Origin of the sequence: Coleofasciculus sp. F4-SAH-05 (genome assembly GCF_040222985.1) — a bacterium.
GTDB classification, from domain to species: domain Bacteria; phylum Cyanobacteriota; class Cyanobacteriia; order Cyanobacteriales; family Coleofasciculaceae; genus Coleofasciculus; species Coleofasciculus chthonoplastes.
This window is the reverse complement of sequence record NZ_JAVKBY010000152.1, coordinates 11,891-28,987: the sequence shown is the minus strand read 5'-3', so window position 1 is coordinate 28,987 and position 17,097 is coordinate 11,891. Positions and strand designations below refer to the sequence as shown.

At 45.4% G+C, this 17,097-nt stretch carries 14 protein-coding genes; 5 read left to right on the top strand and 9 right to left on the bottom strand.

Going from position 1 to position 17,097, the window contains the following annotated elements; genetic code table 11:
* Positions 1 to 153: 153 nt before the first annotated feature.
* Positions 154 to 1,350, top strand: a complete 1,197-nt coding sequence (locus RIG27_RS18225; RefSeq protein ID WP_446347455.1) for a HEAT repeat domain-containing protein — start codon at positions 154 to 156, stop codon at positions 1,348 to 1,350.
* Between the two features lie 162 nt (positions 1,351 to 1,512).
* Here the strand turns inward: RIG27_RS18225 and RIG27_RS18220 are convergent, their stop codons facing one another.
* The gene (locus tag RIG27_RS18220; protein ID WP_446347453.1) at positions 1,513 to 1,749 is read right to left on the bottom strand and encodes a hypothetical protein; all 237 of its coding nucleotides are present in this window, start codon (positions 1,747 to 1,749) and stop codon (positions 1,513 to 1,515) included.
* 38 nt (positions 1,750 to 1,787) lie between these two features.
* Between RIG27_RS18220 and RIG27_RS18215 the strand changes: the two genes are divergently transcribed.
* The gene (locus tag RIG27_RS18215; protein ID WP_446347451.1) at positions 1,788 to 2,240 is read left to right on the top strand and encodes an Hsp20/alpha crystallin family protein; all 453 of its coding nucleotides are present in this window, start codon (positions 1,788 to 1,790) and stop codon (positions 2,238 to 2,240) included.
* 83 nt (positions 2,241 to 2,323) lie between these two features.
* Here the strand turns inward: RIG27_RS18215 and RIG27_RS18210 are convergent, their stop codons facing one another.
* The 5 genes from RIG27_RS18210 to RIG27_RS18190 all read right to left on the bottom strand — a co-directional run bounded on the left by RIG27_RS18210 (position 2,324) and on the right by RIG27_RS18190 (position 9,578).
* On the bottom strand, positions 2,324 to 3,703 hold the full coding sequence (locus tag RIG27_RS18210; RefSeq protein ID WP_446347449.1) for an aromatic ring-hydroxylating dioxygenase subunit alpha: 1,380 nt from the start codon (positions 3,701 to 3,703) through the stop codon (positions 2,324 to 2,326).
* Positions 3,704 to 3,724: 21 nt separating this feature from the next.
* A complete protein-coding gene (gene fdhD / locus RIG27_RS18205) occupies positions 3,725 to 4,561 on the bottom strand; it encodes a formate dehydrogenase accessory sulfurtransferase FdhD (protein WP_446347447.1) in 837 nt (278 codons plus the stop codon).
* 21 nt (positions 4,562 to 4,582) lie between these two features.
* Positions 4,583 to 6,829, bottom strand: a complete 2,247-nt coding sequence (locus tag RIG27_RS18200) for an FdhF/YdeP family oxidoreductase (RefSeq protein WP_446347445.1) — start codon at positions 6,827 to 6,829, stop codon at positions 4,583 to 4,585.
* A 239-nt stretch (positions 6,830 to 7,068) separates the two neighbouring features.
* A complete protein-coding gene (locus tag RIG27_RS18195) occupies positions 7,069 to 8,493 on the bottom strand; it encodes a DNA phosphorothioation system restriction enzyme (RefSeq protein ID WP_446347507.1) in 1,425 nt (474 codons plus the stop codon).
* A 152-nt stretch (positions 8,494 to 8,645) separates the two neighbouring features.
* Positions 8,646 to 9,578 (bottom strand): cobalamin-binding protein, encoded by a 933-nt coding sequence (locus tag RIG27_RS18190; protein WP_446347443.1) that lies wholly within the window; start codon positions 9,576 to 9,578, stop codon positions 8,646 to 8,648.
* 256 nt (positions 9,579 to 9,834) lie between these two features.
* Here RIG27_RS18190 and RIG27_RS18185 point away from each other — a divergent pair, with 256 nt between their 5' ends.
* Both RIG27_RS18185 and RIG27_RS18180 read left to right on the top strand, forming a co-directional pair.
* Positions 9,835 to 11,418, top strand: coding sequence for a B12-binding domain-containing radical SAM protein (locus RIG27_RS18185; RefSeq protein ID WP_446347441.1), 1,584 nt, complete (start codon positions 9,835 to 9,837; stop codon positions 11,416 to 11,418).
* A 253-nt stretch (positions 11,419 to 11,671) separates the two neighbouring features.
* Complete coding sequence (locus tag RIG27_RS18180; RefSeq protein WP_446347439.1) at positions 11,672 to 12,337, top strand: AI-2E family transporter; 666 nt, start codon at positions 11,672 to 11,674, stop codon at positions 12,335 to 12,337.
* Positions 12,338 to 12,497: 160 nt separating this feature from the next.
* Here RIG27_RS18180 and RIG27_RS18175 read toward each other — a convergent pair whose 3' ends face one another.
* From RIG27_RS18175 to RIG27_RS18165, 3 genes are all read right to left on the bottom strand, one after another.
* Positions 12,498 to 13,478, bottom strand: a complete 981-nt coding sequence (locus RIG27_RS18175) for a bestrophin family protein (RefSeq protein ID WP_446347437.1) — start codon at positions 13,476 to 13,478, stop codon at positions 12,498 to 12,500.
* A gap of 143 nt (positions 13,479 to 13,621) precedes the next feature.
* Positions 13,622 to 14,152 carry a shikimate kinase gene (locus tag RIG27_RS18170; protein WP_446347435.1) on the bottom strand — a complete coding sequence of 177 codons (531 nt, stop codon included), beginning with the start codon at positions 14,150 to 14,152 and terminating at the stop codon, positions 13,622 to 13,624.
* Between the two features lie 85 nt (positions 14,153 to 14,237).
* Positions 14,238 to 14,561, bottom strand: a complete 324-nt coding sequence (locus RIG27_RS18165; RefSeq protein ID WP_446347433.1) for a response regulator — start codon at positions 14,559 to 14,561, stop codon at positions 14,238 to 14,240.
* Here RIG27_RS18165 and RIG27_RS18160 point away from each other — a divergent pair.
* A complete protein-coding gene (locus tag RIG27_RS18160; protein ID WP_446347431.1) occupies positions 14,535 to 17,012 on the top strand; it encodes a PhoD-like phosphatase in 2,478 nt (825 codons plus the stop codon). The two genes, RIG27_RS18165 and RIG27_RS18160, sit on opposite strands and share 27 nt — an antisense overlap.
* The last annotated feature ends 85 nt before the right edge of the window (positions 17,013 to 17,097 follow it).

The following is a 17,097-nucleotide window of genomic DNA, read 5'->3' as shown; positions in this document are numbered from 1 at the left end:
ATACGCTTTTAAGTTGAACTTGAATAAACTGCATCATATAAATGCAATTTGTGAATTAAATGTGTATAAATCATCGATTCTGTGAAACCATAGGAAGAGTGAGGCTGAAGTGGCACACCATTCAGTCTGGGTAACGATGCAATTGATCAAACAATGGACAAACTTCTTAAACAAGCCACAGTTGCCACAGAGCAAGGGGATTGGTTGTCAGTCACTCAATGTTTGCAGCAATTACCGTTGGATGAGTGCAGCCGAAATCGTTTCAATCCAGAAACAAAGGAATTGCCTCTAGGATTGGCGATGGCGTTAACGGTTCTGGAACAGGGAGATTTTCAGGCGCGTTGGGATATTGCCAAGGTTTTGCCACAATGGGGCGAGAGGATTGTGGCACCGTTGATCGAGATTCTGGAAGATGAGGAGGCGGATTTAGAGCAACGGTGGTTTGCGGGGCGGATTTTGGGGGGATTTAATGCGCCTGAGGTGATTCGGACATTGGTGAAATTACTGGATCACAGTGAAGATGAAGAGTTAAGTGCGATCGCAGCTAGTGCGTTAGCCGCTATCGGACATCCTGCGGTTGAGGCGTTGACTGATTTGCTGGTGAAACCGGAATCTCGTCTTTTCGCCACTCGCGCTTTAGCTCAAATGCATTGTGCAGATGTGATTAATCCCTTATTGAGCGTCGTTCATGATCCAGATGTACAGGTGCGCGTCACTGCCATTGCTGCCCTGAGCAGTTTCCATGACGATCGCATTGTACCCGTTTTATTGGTGGCATTAAAAGATTATGCCGCGTCTGTGCGTAAAGAAGCGGTGATCGGGTTAGGCTTAAGCGCCTCCTCAGAGACAGATCTCGATACATTAATCTATCTGCAACCCCTGCTGTATGATCTGAACTTAGACGTCTGTCAGCAAGCCGCGATCGCGATCGGTAGAATCGTTACTGATCAAGCAGCCGAGGCGTTATTTCCGGTTGTGCGATCGCCTTTAACACCCGTTCCCCTACAAATTACCATCATTCAGATATTGGCGCGAATAGAAACGGCGACTGCATTGGACTATTTACACCAAGCCTTACCCACCATAGCCGAAGACTCCATCTTAGAAATCGTGCGCGTTTTTGGGCGGATTGAAACCCCAAATCTGAAATACCAAGCCGCTAAAATCTTGCTAGATTTCTTTGAGTCGGGACATCCCAGTGTTGAAACAACCGCAATTAAACAGGCGTTAGCCTACAGTTGGGGACAATTAGGAATCTGCGACGCCATGAGTGCTTTATTCCAACTCCAGAATGATCCTCAAATGAGTGTAAAATTACACGCTAATGCGGCAATCAAACAACTACAATAAGGAAACAGGGAACAGTAAAATTATCTTGTCCAGTGAGAACTAAAACCTCCGTGAAATCAGTGTGACTAACATCTCACATCCCCACCCCCAACACTCAAATAAATCCGAGAAATCAGTGTTACCGTAATCCCTGTTCAACTAGCAGCGTATTCAGCCAAACCGCTACCTCAGAAGAAACAGCAGGAGTGATTGACTGACGATAATCAATGCGGAAGCGATACCCTGCACGTTGATAAACGCCACGGGTTTACTGTACCCATTCGGTCGAGTAAACCGTACTCTTTGATGACTCCAATATTTTAGGATGGTAATCATTAGTAAATTAGTCGTTAAAACCGAATTGGCAGTGCTGTTGGTTTGCCTACTATGGGAATCAAGGGATAGATGGTAATCCTCCATCACTTCCCCAAACAACCTATTCTCGGAGAGATAAAACTATGGCACTTGTTTATTGGAATCCTCGGCGTGAAACCGAATCCCTGCAACACCAAATCACTCGCTTATTTGAGGATGCTTTAGCCCCACGTTCTGAGCAACAGGCTGAATACATGTCAACGGTTCCGCTAGCGGAGATGCAAGAAACTTCAGAAGCCATTCATCTGAAGCTAGAAATTCCCGGAATGGAAGCTAAAGATATCGACATACAAGCCACTGAAAATGCTGTTTATATTAGTGGCGAACGCAAGTTTGAGCGGAACAGCGAAGATAAGGGTGAAACTAAGAGTGAATTCCGTTACGGCAGATTTGAGCGACTTATTCGATTACCCGCCCGGATTCAGCATACGAATGTGAAAGCTGAATACAAAGATGGAATCTTGAATCTGACGTTGCCGAAGACGGAACAAGAAAAGAACAAAGTGGTTAAAGTTCAGCTTGAACCAGCCGCTTAATGGCAGGTTATCTGAAATACCTGAATGTCGGCTACCCACGATAAATTAGTAGAGACGTAGCTTGCTACGTCTCTACTGTAATACTAATACAGCTTAACCCAAGGTACTCCTCGTTTAGGCAGACTGCTGACGAATCGTTGTCGCAGATCATCGGACGTATAGGATACCAATAAACTCAGGATACTCATGAGAGTTGATATCAGCACAAGCTGTAGGGGAAGACCGATTAAAATGAATGCCAAAGCTAAGAGAGCAAATAATCCTGTGCTGATAGTACAAACGCGACGAACTTTTTCAATCAAATTCATCGATTCCCGACAATTCGGACAATGCTTGGTATGTCTGTGCCATCGGTCATAAAGTTGTTCATGATTCAATTCTTGATAACCCTCGTCCACAGTTCCTTGCCAGGAAGGACTTCCACCAGCAAATTCATCCAACCATTTTCTGAACGTTACAATACCTAAGTCAGCAGGCGAGGGCATAAAATAAGCCTTTTGCCATTTTTTGTCCAAGGATGACTGAATAACTTCTTGAGAATGCATAATGGATAAGTCTTGGTCAGTCAGCTTGTAAGCGAATGAGTGCTGCAATCCCGTGCGGAACGTTTTAGGTAGAAGCTGAACCCAAAAATTCTTTTGACCTGAATCGCTATCTGAAATAAACTTGCCAATATACCGACAGTAACCGGGTCGCGTCGGCACAAAATACAACTGAAAGAGCATCATTTTGCCGTTGGAATAACGATAAATTGTTGTAGTTGTGCAGGGGGGCGTAAATTGTCGCGTTGCGTCCATATCTTTGTTGACAACATTGTACCCTTTATGCTTCAGGGTAAATCCAGCGTCAGCCGACGGTTCTGCTACTGTTTCAAACGGCTGCATGGGTATGGCGTTTTTTGGAGAAAACAAACCAATTCCTTCATGTAAAAATTGAGCATGGGAGGGATCAAAGCTACTTTCAACGGACACCGTGTAGCCAACGGGAACTTCACTCATGTGCCAATCTGTGGCAGATACATCCAATCCGCATTCCGGTATCGTCGCCGGACGTTTTGAGGTACAATCCTCAAAGGCTGTTGAACTATCGTCGAGCCATACCCACAGCAGCCCTTGGGCGACTTGGGTGGGATAAGTAGTTACCTGCGATCTGAAACTGTTGCAGGTGGTTTCCTCTGCCTCGCTACCTGCCAGCATGGGGATTTTGGTACATTTCCCTTGTCCATTAAACGACCAACCATGATGTCTACACATTAGGGTTCCGTCTTGATTAATCGTTCCCCTGGATAACTGTGCCAGTTTGTGAGGACAAGCATCATCCATGACTGTCCATTTTTGATTTTCATCTCTCCAAATTACCAGTTTCTTCCCCAGAAGTGAGAGAGGTGTTGGATGAGAGGTATCGAGATAGCTGATTGGACTAATAGGATACCACTGCTTCGTCCATGAAAATTGGTTTGCCATACTACTCAGGGATTCCTTTTCCTAAAAATGTATCCGTTCCTTTCCTGTATAAATATTAAAGCGTTTTCCGCGCAAAAATCCGACTAAGGTGATGCCAAACTCTTTGGCTAACGCCACCGCTAAACTGCTGGGTGCAGATACCGCACAAACAATCGGGACACCTGCGGTTAGACATTTCTGTACTATCTCAAAGCTAGAACGTCCACTCACCAGAACAATGTGGTTGGTTAAAGGTAATTGATTACTCAAAAAAGCAGCGCCAATTAATTTATCCAAGGCGTTGTGGCGTCCCACATCTTCTCGTACTGAGAGTAATTTTCCTTGGGTGTCGAATAAGGCGGCGGCGTGTAATCCTCCGGTACTTGAGAAAATCCGCTGGGCGGTGTGTAATTGTTCGGGTAAACTATAAATAATATCTGCACTAACGGTTAATCCGGCTGAGATAATTGGACATCCCCGTAAATGTAGGGCTTCTAGACTGGCTTTCCCACAAACACCACAGGCGCTGGTGGTAAAAAAGTGGCGTTCTAAGGGTTGTAAATTAACCGATAATCCGGGTCGAAGTTTTACATTAACAATGTTATAACGCTGTTCCCCATCGACATCCGGATCAACACAATAACTGATCTGCTGAATATCATCGCGATCGCGAACCACTCCTTCACTGTACAAAAACCCCGCCACCAGTTCAAAATCTGCCCCTGGTGTTCGCATGGTAACCGCTACCGTTTGCTGGGGAGAGACGAGGCGAATCTCCAAGGGTTCTTCCGTCGCCACCTGATCCTGGCGCGATCGCACATTCTCCTTCTCCACCACCCAAACCCTGGTTTTTGTCTTACTCCCCATCGCCATTTTCATGGTTGCGCTAATCTTCTGCGTTCATTGGACTTTTTCTAACCGTACCAGGGCATTATAATCAGGAATCGCCACTTCAGGCGATCGCTTATTCTTATCTAAAAGTATATTCCCTTCGGGCCAATGCACTTGCAGGTTCCCGGGTTTCACCGGTGCCGTACACACTCGTGCCTTCAACTCTCCTACCTCATTTTTGAGAATTACCCAATCCCCATCCTTTAACCCCAACGCCGAAGCATCCACCGCACTGATTAACACCGCCTCACGCACCGCACCTGTAATCGCATCTTTCTTTTCCTGCACCATACTATTAAACTGCTTCCCGCGTCGGGTGGCGACGAAGAAACATCCCTCAGGTAAATCCCGTTGTGGTGGCGATAACGGAGTAAACCGCGCCTTCCCATCGGGTGTGGGAAAAGTCCAGCCAAAACAAAGATGAGAACCCCCATATTGAAACTGATCTCCCGCTTCTTTGAGATGTTGAATCCCCGCATATTGGGGAATGATTTGGGCAATTTCTTGGCGAATCGCGGCTGTTCCATCGAAGTTTAACGGCGAATTCCCCTTATTTTCTGCGGCTAAATCGGGACTAACTCTCCGTGCCAATTCCATGAATACTTCCCATTCTGGACGCGCTTCGCCAATGGGATTTCCCTGAACTTCGGGACTGAAAATGACTCGTCGTTCTGTCGTGGTTTCGGTTACGCCTCCTGGCACTTCATACCGAGTGGTGGCGGGGAGTAGAATTACCGTATCCGCCGGATCAACTAACATTTGGCTAGAACAAATAATATCCTGATGCACCCGCAGGGGAACGCGCTTTAATGCCGTTTCCACATAATCGGGTTCGGGTAGCACTTCTAGGAAATTTCCCCCCACCGAAAACAGGACATCCAACTCTCCCGCATAAGCCGCTTGAATCATTTCTGATGCGGTTAATCCTGGGGAGGTTGGCACATCAAATCCCCATTTTTCACTCAACTGTGCCGCATTTTCTGAGGTAATCGGCTTCCCTCCAGGGAGTACCGTGGCGTAGCATCCCATCTCCGCCCCCCCTTGTACTCCAGAATGTCCGCGGATTGGCATCAAGCCACAGCCCTCTCTGCCGACAAAGCCTTTGGTTAGTGCTAGATTAATTAGCGATCGCACGTTATCTTCGCCACATTCATGCTGGGTAATCCCCATACTCCAGACAAACACCGCCTTGTTCGCCTCGGCTATCATCTGGGCAAATTCATACATCTGCTCACGAGATGCGCCAGATAGCCGTTCGAGTTCCTCCCAGGATTGAGAGTCTAGGCTAGCTTTTAAGTCCTCAAAGTTGCGCGTATAGGTGTTAATAAACGAGTGATCAACCCAATTATTGGCAATTAAATGTTTCAGTGTACCATTAATAAACGCCATATCCCCGCCCATATTCACCAGGAAAAAGTCTTCGGCGAATTTCGTGCCAAATAAAGCACTTTCGGGAATCGATGGCACCCAATAGCGTTCCATTCCGGGTTCCCGGTAGGTGTTAATTACCACTATTTTGGTTCCCGCCTTTTTTGCCCAGTGGAGATACTTCACCGTGACGGGTTGGTTATTTGCCACATTCGACCCAATGAAGACTAATAAATCTGTCCCAATCCAGTCTTTATAGGAACAGGTTGTCGCCGCTACCCCTAATGCATTTTTCAATCCAGCCGTACTCGGAGAATGACAAATTCGCGCCGCATTATCAATATTATTGGTTCCCATTGCCCGCACCGCTTTTTGGGCAGCATAATAGGTTTCGTTAACGGTGCCGCGACTGGTGAGATAAAAGCTGAGTTGATCGGGTGTCGTGGTGCGAATGCGATTGGCGATAACATCCAGGGCTTCCTGCCAACTCAGCCGATGAAATCCTTTCTCTCCCCGTTGACGCATCATCGGGTAAGGAAGTCGCCCCATCTGTCGCAGTTCAGCGCTTTTTTTGCCCTGCAACCGAGATACATCTGCCAGGAGTTCGGGGTCAAAAGCTGGCATTGTATTCATCCGCAGCAGTCGCAACCGGACATTACAGACATGAATCCCCTCTAATGTCCAGTCTTTCATCCCTGTGGTGCCTAATGCACAACCGTCGCAGACGCCTTGGTTGAGGATATCCCAGGCGTAGGGAAGTTGATCCCGATTTTCCCAGATGGCGCGAAACACTTCCCAGTAATTATTCGGGTATTGTTCGCCGATACCGAAGGGTTTCCAGGTTGCCCAGTGTTCAGGCGTCCAGCGCTTTTTAGGTTGAGGTAACATGATTTGGAGTAGTGCTAACGCTTGCTATTCTTTAACGCTACCATTTTCCTATTCTAATCCGATAGTTTGGTTCGCTCTATCGCCTTTCCACTCGATCATCAAACCTAATCCTAAGTAGGTCGGTGTCAATAAAGCTATCTATATTAAGTTCAGTAAATAAACCTCAAATCCTTACAAATGACAAATGACAAATGACAATCTTCACCGTTCACGTTAATTATGTCCACCTACTTATAGGGTCAAATGTCCAACAATCCATACCGTTTTTGAAGTTGCAGCAATTTTAGTCGGGCTTCCCCTGCATTATCGGCTAAATCAGCAAACTCTAAAAACCGTTTCAACTCTTTTTTGAGCAAATTCCGTTCCACCTCTAACGTTTTACGTCCTAAATCTGGAGGGAGAACAATCATATCAAATAAAGTTGCCCGTTCCTTATCAGGATGCGGGCGCAAAATCCGCCCCCGCCGTTGAATAAACTGGCGGGGATTTCCACTACTAGCCAGAATAACAGCGGTTTTAATCGCTGGAATATCTACCCCTTCATCAAGACAGCGAATTGCCACCAATCCTTGTAATTTACCGGTTTCAAATTGATGACGTAATTCCTCTCGTTCGGCTAAAGGCGTGTCTGCTGTATAGGTGTTAATCCGATATCCAAGTTCACTTCCCAATAACCGGGTGACGGCTGCTAATTGACGAGTGGTTTCCTGACTTACACTGCCTTCCACTGAACCATCTCCACAATAAAACAACGTGTGATAGGTCTCTAATCGTTCTGCCATTAACTGTTGCAATGCGGTTAACTTGTTAGCCGCTGACCCAATTAAACGAGCGCGTTGCATTAATAATGCAGTTACAGTATCATTATTCTGGATATCGACACCTTCATTATTCATTAGCGCCCAGCCAATGCGTTTAGTAAATTTGGCATAAGCGATTGATTCAGTTTCGGTTAATTCCACTAATATTGGATAGTAGAGATAATGAACTAATGCCCCTTGCTGAATCGCATCCGCTAAAGTCAGTTCAGGTTGCAAAACTGAGCCAAAATAGTTGAATAAGCCGTGGGTTCCTTCCTGATCAAAATAGCGTTCTGGTGTCGCAGATAGGGCAAGACGTAAGCCAATGTTGCGCGGTAAACTTTCTTCTAAGCGTCGAGACCCTAGGTTATGGGCTTCATCACCAACAATTAAGGTTTTGGGGGGAAGGTATTTGAGTTGAGATTGTAACCCCTCTGTGATCAATGTGGCGTTGGTGGTGATAATTGTCAGAAAAGATTGATTACCCGATTGTAAGTTATAAAGGGCAGTAGATAGTTGATTTTGCCAATGGCGTACATTTTCAAATGCCAGAATCGGTTCTAAATTAAACGTCTGACATTCTCGCGCCCATTGGGTAACTAGATGACGATAGGGACAAACAACCAGTAAGACTTGTAAGCCGATTTGGTGATAGAGTTGGGTTGCGATCGCGAGGGCGGTAATTGTCTTGCCACTCCCTGTCGCCATCTTCAGCGTACCGCGTCCCTGATTGCTAAACCAGTTGGTTATCGCTTGTTGCTGGTAGGAACGCAGGTGCAGTGATGGGGGTATCCGGGGACAACCTGGTGATATCATGTATTGAAGGCAGATGGTTCCAAGGGAAGACGTACCGTAGGGGCGCATGGCGTGCGCCCAATTTATGTGCAGCAAACCCGAAATAATAACGTTTTCGATAGATAAGATAACCTAGTCGGGGCGGGTTTAGTTACATCAGGGTGAGGTAAGACCTGTTAGTAGTGAAACCCGCCCCTACACAACATTCAAGACGTAGCATGCTACGTCTCTACAACGTCCCAAGCCTTTCCACGATACCCAAAATTAAATAATTCTGGATGCAGAATTTCTGCCAAAATTTCTAACGAATCCACTAATCGGGGTCCGGGACGATTAAAATAAGCATTGCCATCGGTAATATACACTCTCTGATTCCGTACCGCCTGTAACTCTGACCATTCTGGACGCTGACTTAACTGCTGGGTTTCCTGATGGGTTCGCTCTAAATCAAAACCACAGGGCATAATAATCATCACCTGGGGGTCAGTTTTCAGCAGTGCATCCCATTCTAAGTACGGCGAATGCTTACCCAAAGCGGCAAATAAATGATGACCTCCAGCTATATCGACTAATTCGGGAATCCAGTTACCACTCGCCATTAACGGATCAATCCATTCAATTGCGGCGACTGTGGGTTGATTGGCGAGGGAGAGGTTCTGTGTCATGTGCTGAATGGTGTCCACACGAGATTGGAGTTGATTCAGCAAGGGTTGCGCGTCTACGCCTAATGTAGCCGCTACTCGTTCAATATCTGCCCACACGTCGCTTAATTGATTCGGCTGCAAGGAAATCACTTTTGGCTGACTGTGGGTGAGTTCAGCAACCGCTTTCTCCACCTCTGGAAGATTGACCGCACAGATATCACATTGATCTTGAGTAACAATGTGGGTGGGTTGTAATTGTTCTAGGATATCGGTTTTAATTTGGTAGAGGCTCAGGGCGTCCTTGACTAAGCGACGCACATCCCGGTCAATTTGGGCGCTGGGTTTTTCTGCATCCAGTCGCGCTTCGGTACAAATGGGGCGGCTTTGGATTTCGGGAGGATAGTCGCATTCGTGCGATCGCCCGACAATTGCATCGGTTAATCCTAAAGCGGCGACAATCTCGGTGGCGCTGGGGAGTAGGGAGACTATTTTTAGGTCAGATGGTGGCATGATGGAGTGAAGATTATATTTTTTCAACGCAGAGTAACGCAGAGGGTTACGCAGAGGGGCGCAGAGGATTTGAGAAGTTTTGAGGGAAGGTTTTGTAGAATTCGAGAAACGATAAGTTATCACCTGACAAGTTTGCTTTAGGGGATAAAAGCACTCACTCGAAATTCATGAGGTTTGATTTGTTACTTTAACCGGATCTTTGTGTTAAAACTTGTACTATTATCCGATAACAAAGTTTAGGTGATTTAGTTCTAATATGAAAGCATTACTCGTCTATCCCCTCTTTCCCAAGACATTCTGGTCTTATGAAAAAATATTAGAATTAGTCGATCGCAAAGTTTTGCTGCCTCCTTTAGGGTTGGTCACTGTTGCGGCTATTTTACCACAGACGTGGGAATTTAAACTGGTGGATCGCAATATCCGAGCCGTCACTGAAGCGGAATGGGAATGGGCGGATATTGTGATTCTTTCAGCGATGATTGTCCAAAAAGCGGATTTACTGGCACAAATACGGGAAGCCAAACGGCGAGGGAAACGGGTGGCTTGTGGGGGTCCTTTCCCCACATCTGTTCCCGATGGGGTGCAGCAGGCGGGAACTGATTATCTGATTTTAGACGAAGGCGAAATTACATTACCCCTGTTTGTCGAGGCGATTCAACGGGGAGATGAGACAGGCATATTCCGTTCCAATGGGAAAAAACCGGATGTGACAAGCACGCCAATTCCTCGGTTTGATTTATTGGAATTGGATGCTTATGATTCAATGTCGGTGCAATTCTCGCGCGGTTGTCCGTTTCAATGTGAATTTTGCGATATTATTGTCCTCTATGGACGCAAGCCCCGGACGAAAACACCCGCCCAGTTATTGGCAGAATTAGACTATCTCTATGAACTGGGATGGCGGCGGGGTGTGTTTATGGTTGATGATAATTTCATTGGCAATAAGCGGAATGTCAAGTTATTGCTGAAAGAATTAAAGGTTTGGCAAGAAGCACACCAGTATCCTTTCCGATTTAATACCGAAGCCTCTGTTGACTTGGCACAAGACACTGAACTGATGAAATTAATGGTCGAGTGCTATTTTGATGCCGTGTTTCTGGGAATTGAAACACCGGATGAGGATAGTTTACAGTTGACCAAGAAATTCCAAAATACCCGCAGTTCGTTGGCTGAATCAGTGGATATTATTACTGAGGCAGGATTGCGGGTGATTGCTGGTTTTATTGTCGGTTTTGATGGGGAAAAATCGGGTGCGGGTTCGCGGATTGTTCGGTTTGCTGAACAGACAGGTATTCCGACTACAACCTTTGCCATGTTGCAAGCGTTACCGAATACAGCTTTGTGGCATCGGTTAGATAAGGAGGAACGACTCCGGGGCAAGGATGGTAATATTAACCAGACCACGTTAATGAATTTTATCCCCACTCGCCCTTTAGAAGAAATTGCCCGGGAATATGTCGAGGCGTTTTGGCAATTATATGAGCCGGAGCAATATTTAGATCGGGTGTATCGGTATTTCCTGAAACTCGGAGAACCCAAGTGTAAACCGCCATTTAAATTGCCGAGTTGGGTAGATTTAAAGGCAGTGGCAATTGTGTGTTGGCGACAGGGGCTGAAACGGAAAACACGCTGGAAGTTTTGGCATCATTTATTTAGTATGATTCGGCAAAATCCAGCGGTTTGGGAGCATTATTTAATTGTTTGCGCTCACAACGAGCATTTTATGGAATATCGTCATATTGTCCGGGATCAGATTGAGGGACAGTTGGCGGAGTTTTTGGCACGGGAGGAGAAGTTAAAAGCCTCTACAGAGAATCGGAAAACTCAGGTGACTGTATAACATCAAGTGTAAAGTCAGTAAACAGTGATCAGTGAACAGTTATCAATCAGCAGTGCTAAGTCGAATGGCACTGACTTAAGCTGGGTTCGTAGTAGGCACTTTAGTGCCAGAAGCGCTAAAGCGCTGACTACAAACTCTAAAGTCAGTGGCATTTGTGCTAAGTCTGTGATAACTGATAACTGACAACTGATTACCTTGGGCAAACTGGCTGAGGAATGTAGTTCCCGATGGACTTTTAGAGGAGATTGGTGGCTTGAAAGTCTTTACCCAAGATCTGCGTTCATGGGCAACAAAACTCTTTGGCAACTTTTTTGATATGTTCTACAGTTCAATTGGTATAGTCTTGAATATGTTGCTAGTGATAGTGGTAACCATTATGTTACTCGCCAATCCCGAACCTTATCGCAAAGTTTTTATCCTCCTTTTTCCCGCCTTTTATCGCCACCGAGTTCAGGAGATTATCGATGAATGTGAAGATACTCTGGGAGGTTGGGCAGTCGGTATTCTCTTTAACATGACGGTAATTGCTATATTGAGTGGGCTTGGGTTATGGATTTTGCAGGTACAATTGCCTCTAGCGAATGGTTTGTTAGCGGGTATATTCACATTTATCCCCAATTTAGGACCCACTTTGAGTGTGATTCCGCCTGTAGCTTTAGCTTTAATTGATTCGCCATGGAAGACAGTAGCTGTGGTAATTTTATACGTGGCTATTCAACAAATAGAAAGTAATATTTTAACGCCGCTGGTTATGCAAAAACAGGTATCTCTACTGCCAGCAATTACGTTATTGTCTCAGATTGCTTTTGCGATATTTTTCGGCATATTTGGTTTGTTTTTAGCGCTTCCTATTGTTGTTGTGGCTCAGGTTTGGTTAAAAGAGGTTTTAATCAAAGATATTCTGAACCAATGGGAATAATTGATTAATCACAACATTTTGTCGGTTGGAGTAAACGAAGTTAAACCCAAAAAACTGGTATCATTTTTTTGTTTATTGGGTCTCGTTTATCGACACAACCTACTCATTTAATTTTATTTGAATCTGGCTACCCGCGACATTTCACAAGACTAATTTGTCTTTATTCGTTATTTGTCATTTTCCAATACCTCACAGAAGGATATAGCCTGATTAAATCTTCAATATTGTGTTGCATGGTCGTGCAAATTGTCTCTAAGGGTAAGTCATTGGTGTCATAACCAAATGGATTTTCGATTTCAATGCCAATTTCCTCAATCCCAAACACAGCAAAACTAATTACACCCACAACTACCCCAGTTAGCCAATTCAGTTCATTAACCATAGGAAATGGCAGTGATAGGCAATAAATTAATAACAATTGCTTCAAATGAATTGAATAAGCTAAAGGGATAGGAGTTTTGAGAATCCGTTCACACATCCCTAAAAGGTCAACCAGTGTATCGAGTAACTTCACCATGGCAGTGAGTTGATAGGTGTTGAGGTAATCCCGTTCATGCTGCTTTTGCAGATAATCTCCAATCCAAAAAGCAATTTCCAGGGGTGGGTGATTCATGGATTGGAGGATTTGATATTGCTCTGCTGACATCAACGGTTCTAATTCATGGTGCAATCGCTCTCTTCGGAGATGTTGCTTAGTCGCTACAGCAAACGCTACTAATAAGCGCAAGGTTTCCTCTTTAGCCTGTTTATCTTCTGAGCTATTTTCGGCGATTGCAGTCCAAATATGACGAGCCAAGTTGCGAACTGTATTAACTATCATTCCCCAGATTTTACGACCTTCCCAAAAACGTTCGTAAGCCGTATTGGTTCGGAAAACTAAAAGTAAACCTAAGACAAGACTGGGAACCACTCCACTCAAAACGGGCAAAGATACGGAAAATCCAAACTCATGAAATAGTGAAATAACTAAACCAAAAATACTGCACAAGATGACGCGAGGCAAAATAGCTATAATGACTGAGCCTTTTACGCTTAAAGCAATACGAAGCCAATTATTTTTCTGCCAATCTGGGTCATTAATTAAGGCTGATAGGACTATTTTATTTTTATTTGCTGCTTTTCTTGATTTTTTTAAATTCATTTTTTTTCTTCTTTAATGCACGATCTATTTTTATTGTTTGATGTCTTAAATTATTTTAAATAATTAGCAATAAAATCAAACAGATTTACATCAATTTTTTGTTTGTTTGGTCTCGTCTCTCGACCCAGCCTACTCCTTTGATTTTATTTAAGAACTGAAGGAATTGCTGCCATTATCTGTGATGTAATGAATTCCGGTGTATCACTGACACTAATTGGAATGTGAAGGTCGGATTCTGCATACAAATGACGCCGTTTGTCAAGTAATTTTTGCAGTGCGGCTGTTGGATCGGTTGTTTGTAATAAGGGGCGTGTGGTATCATCTTGCAGACGCTGTATTAATAGGTTTACAGGTGCATCTAACCAGACAATTAAACCTTGGTGTAGATAACTCCAATTCATCTGTTTGAGTACAATGCCACCACCTGTGGCAACAGTCAAGTTAGTGTAAGCGGATACTTCTGACAAGACTTGAGCTTCTAACTGGCGAAATTCGTCCTCCCCCCTGTCAGCAAAAATCTGGTTAATGGTTTCTCCTGCTACTTGCTCAATCAGGACATCTGTGTCTACAAAACGATAGCCGAGTTCTTTTGCCAATCGTTGTCCTACGGTGGTTTTACCGACACCCATCATGCCAATCAGGTAGACATTGATGCCTTTTAATAAATCGTTCATCACCAAAGCGTTTCTCTCTCATCTCCGGGTTAAGACGAGTTATATTCTACCTGATTGAACATATAAAATTTTGAGGTGTCTTAGCTTATTGTGCTTGGGGACAAAGTTTTCTCTGCTCAAGGATAGCCGCGATCGCTAATAAATCATCAACCTTGAGCGGTTTGGCGATATGGCTGTCAAACCCTGCGGCTAGGGCGAGTTGCCGCTCTTGCTCAGTAGCCGCCACCGTCACTGCGATCGCGGCAACATGATACCCTCGTTTTGTCTCTAAGCCTCTGATTTGACGGATCAGCCAATAGCCGTCTTCTCCTGGCAATAGTAGTTCACATAGTAGAATATCCGGTTGAATGACAAATGACAAATGACAAATGACAAATGACAAATGACAAATGAGCAACAACTGACACACCTGCCGCTCATTTTAGCCGGTCCCATATTGCGGCGTACTGATCCGGATAGCGTCACGGTTTGGCTGGCACTGAAAGCGCCGAGTCTAGTCAGGCTTCGAGTTTATACCACGATCGCAGGTCAGGGGAAAACTGTTGATCGGGAACGGCTGGCTGGATCACGCGCCACTGTAGCTGTGGGCAAATACCTGCATATTGTTGCGGTAACGGCTAAACCCGTTGATGGATACTTACTTGAACCGGGACAAATTTATGCCTACGATTTGGACTTTGGCGATCGCAATCAAACCCTCAACGACGCTCTCAACGCCAGAGACGTTTTTCCCCTGATCACCATTAGCTATTTAGACCACAATCTGCCCACCTTTGCCATGCCGCCGGATGATTTAAATCATCTGCGGATCGTTCATGGTTCCTGTCGCAAAGCCCATGGAAATGGACAAGATGCCCTACCCCTGCTGGATGGTTTGATCGAACAGTCAGCCGATCAACCCAATCATAGACCTCATCAACTCTTTTTAACCGGAGACCAAATTTACGCCGATGATGTGGCTGATCCCCTGTTAGCCGCCCTCAGCGATGTCGGGAATACGTTACTGGGTTGGCAGGAAATTATGCCCTATAAAGGGGATTTTGTCAATGGGTATTCCTGGAAAAAAGTGAGTGAATGGAAACCCGGACAGCGCACAGAAATTGCCCGAAAGTATGCTGGCTTAACCGCGATGCTGGAGAATCAACCTCAACGCTCTAAAAGCCATCTATTTAGTTTGGGTGAATATTTGGCGATGTATCTGTTATCTTGGTCGCCAATCCTTTGGGTAAATCCCTTGACCAAAGGCAAGACAGGAGGGAAAAAGCCGAAATCATGGGATGAGGAAGTTGATGCCATTCAAGACTTTTCTAGGTATTTGTGGCAAGTCAGGCGATCGCTAGCGAATGTGCCTACCTATATGGTTTTTGATGACCACGATGTTAGCGATGACTGGTATTTGAATCGGGAGTGGTGCAACCGAGTTTTGGGCAAACCCCTGGGTAGACAAATCGTCCAAAATGGACTATTAGCTTATGCCCTGTGTCAGGCGTGGGGAAATACACCCGAACAGTTTAACTCGGGGCAACCAGGAGAAAAATTCTTGCAAGCGTTGCAACAATGGTCAGCATCCGCCGGGACAGATGCATCCGCCTGGGAAACGATGGGAAAATATTTGGGAGTCCCTGAGATTGACGCTGAAACAGGACTACCAAGGTTGAGACAGGATGGAACGGTTTTAATTCTGAATCGAGACTATAGCGATCGCACTCCAACTTTAACCTGGCACTATAGCGTTAGAAGTTTTAAGCACGAAGTTATCGTCTTAGATACGCGGACGTGGCGCGGTTTTCCCATGGGAGAGGAGCAAGCGATCGCGCCGCCAATGCTATTATCCCCGACAGCCTTTGATCAGCAGATTGAAGCTCCTCTAGACAAAACCGATCAGCTTAAAGCAGCGGGCAAGTCGAGGATTGAAGCCACATTAATTGTTTTACCGACAAACCTGATCCATGCGTCGTTAGTGGATATCGCCCAACGGTGGCATTGGCATCAGGGTAAAGTATTTGGCACAGATGTGGGGGATTCGTGGAACTTTCACGATGTCGCCTTTAGTAAGCTGTTAACCGCCCTATTTCAGCGACGCGATCGCATTGTGCTGCTGTCGGGAGATATTCACTATGGCTCCGTGGTTCGCCTCAACTATTGGTCAAATCTGCGTGGGAAACTCCAGAGACAAACAGCCGGCTATGTCTGGGAAGCTGAAGAGAGGGACAATCAAGATGCGGCATCGGTGCTAGTCCAGTTAACCTCCAGTTCGATCAAAAATGCTGAGTTGAAGACGTATTTAGTTCATACTAAAGTTAAATCACTGGCATTAGAACAACCCGAATATTGGGTCGGATGGCAACAGCCACCGCAACTGGTGGAAATGATCGCTACTCCCGGTAAAGTGATTATCCAGGATTTGCCCGTTCCCAATCAGGAACCCTTTTGGCAGCAAATTCATTCCCCTCAAGGCAATGGGGACATCGCTTGGCAAGTCGCCCTCAAAGATGCGCGATCGCAACCCGACTGGCGGTATCGGACAGAATGGAGTAAACGCCAAAAAGCTGAACCCGTTCCTTGGCTGAAACGACATCCTCAGCCAGAATCCAGCAAAAAGCCACCCTTATGGCGAAGAGTTTTATTCGGTTCTCTATCCTGGTTATGGCGCAATCGCTGGTTACAAGAGGGTGACGAAATTGTGGGATGTAATAACATCAGCGTTGTCAGTTTCCAATGGTTACCGGATGATGCCAAAGCCGTGATTCAAGAGGTCTATTGGCATCCACCCTGGAAGCCAACGAGTGTAGTTAAGAGTCGTTATTTTGCGCCACTGCGGTTAGAGTCGCCACCCCCATTGCCCACAATTAATAGATAACAGGCAACAGGGAATTGTACAGAATGTCTTAATCTGCCTTGGTAAGGCTATATCTTTACTTGCACTACCCGCAAACGGTAATATT

Coding starts and splice junctions, on each gene's coding strand:
- RIG27_RS18225 (WP_446347455.1), top strand. CDS start 154: ATGGACAAACTTCTTAAACAAGCCACAGTTGCCACAGAGCAAGGGGAT.
- RIG27_RS18220 (WP_446347453.1), bottom strand. CDS start 1,749: ATGGAGGATTACCATCTATCCCTTGATTCCCATAGTAGGCAAACCAAC.
- RIG27_RS18215 (WP_446347451.1), top strand. CDS start 1,788: ATGGCACTTGTTTATTGGAATCCTCGGCGTGAAACCGAATCCCTGCAA.
- RIG27_RS18210 (WP_446347449.1), bottom strand. CDS start 3,703: ATGGCAAACCAATTTTCATGGACGAAGCAGTGGTATCCTATTAGTCCA.
- fdhD (WP_446347447.1), bottom strand. CDS start 4,561: ATGAAAATGGCGATGGGGAGTAAGACAAAAACCAGGGTTTGGGTGGTG.
- RIG27_RS18200 (WP_446347445.1), bottom strand. CDS start 6,829: ATGTTACCTCAACCTAAAAAGCGCTGGACGCCTGAACACTGGGCAACC.
- RIG27_RS18195 (WP_446347507.1), bottom strand. CDS start 8,493: ATGCGCCCCTACGGTACGTCTTCCCTTGGAACCATCTGCCTTCAATAC.
- RIG27_RS18190 (WP_446347443.1), bottom strand. CDS start 9,578: ATGCCACCATCTGACCTAAAAATAGTCTCCCTACTCCCCAGCGCCACC.
- RIG27_RS18185 (WP_446347441.1), top strand. CDS start 9,835: ATGAAAGCATTACTCGTCTATCCCCTCTTTCCCAAGACATTCTGGTCT.
- RIG27_RS18175 (WP_446347437.1), bottom strand. CDS start 13,478: ATGAATTTAAAAAAATCAAGAAAAGCAGCAAATAAAAATAAAATAGTC.
- RIG27_RS18170 (WP_446347435.1), bottom strand. CDS start 14,152: ATGAACGATTTATTAAAAGGCATCAATGTCTACCTGATTGGCATGATG.
- RIG27_RS18160 (WP_446347431.1), top strand. CDS start 14,535: ATGACAAATGAGCAACAACTGACACACCTGCCGCTCATTTTAGCCGGT.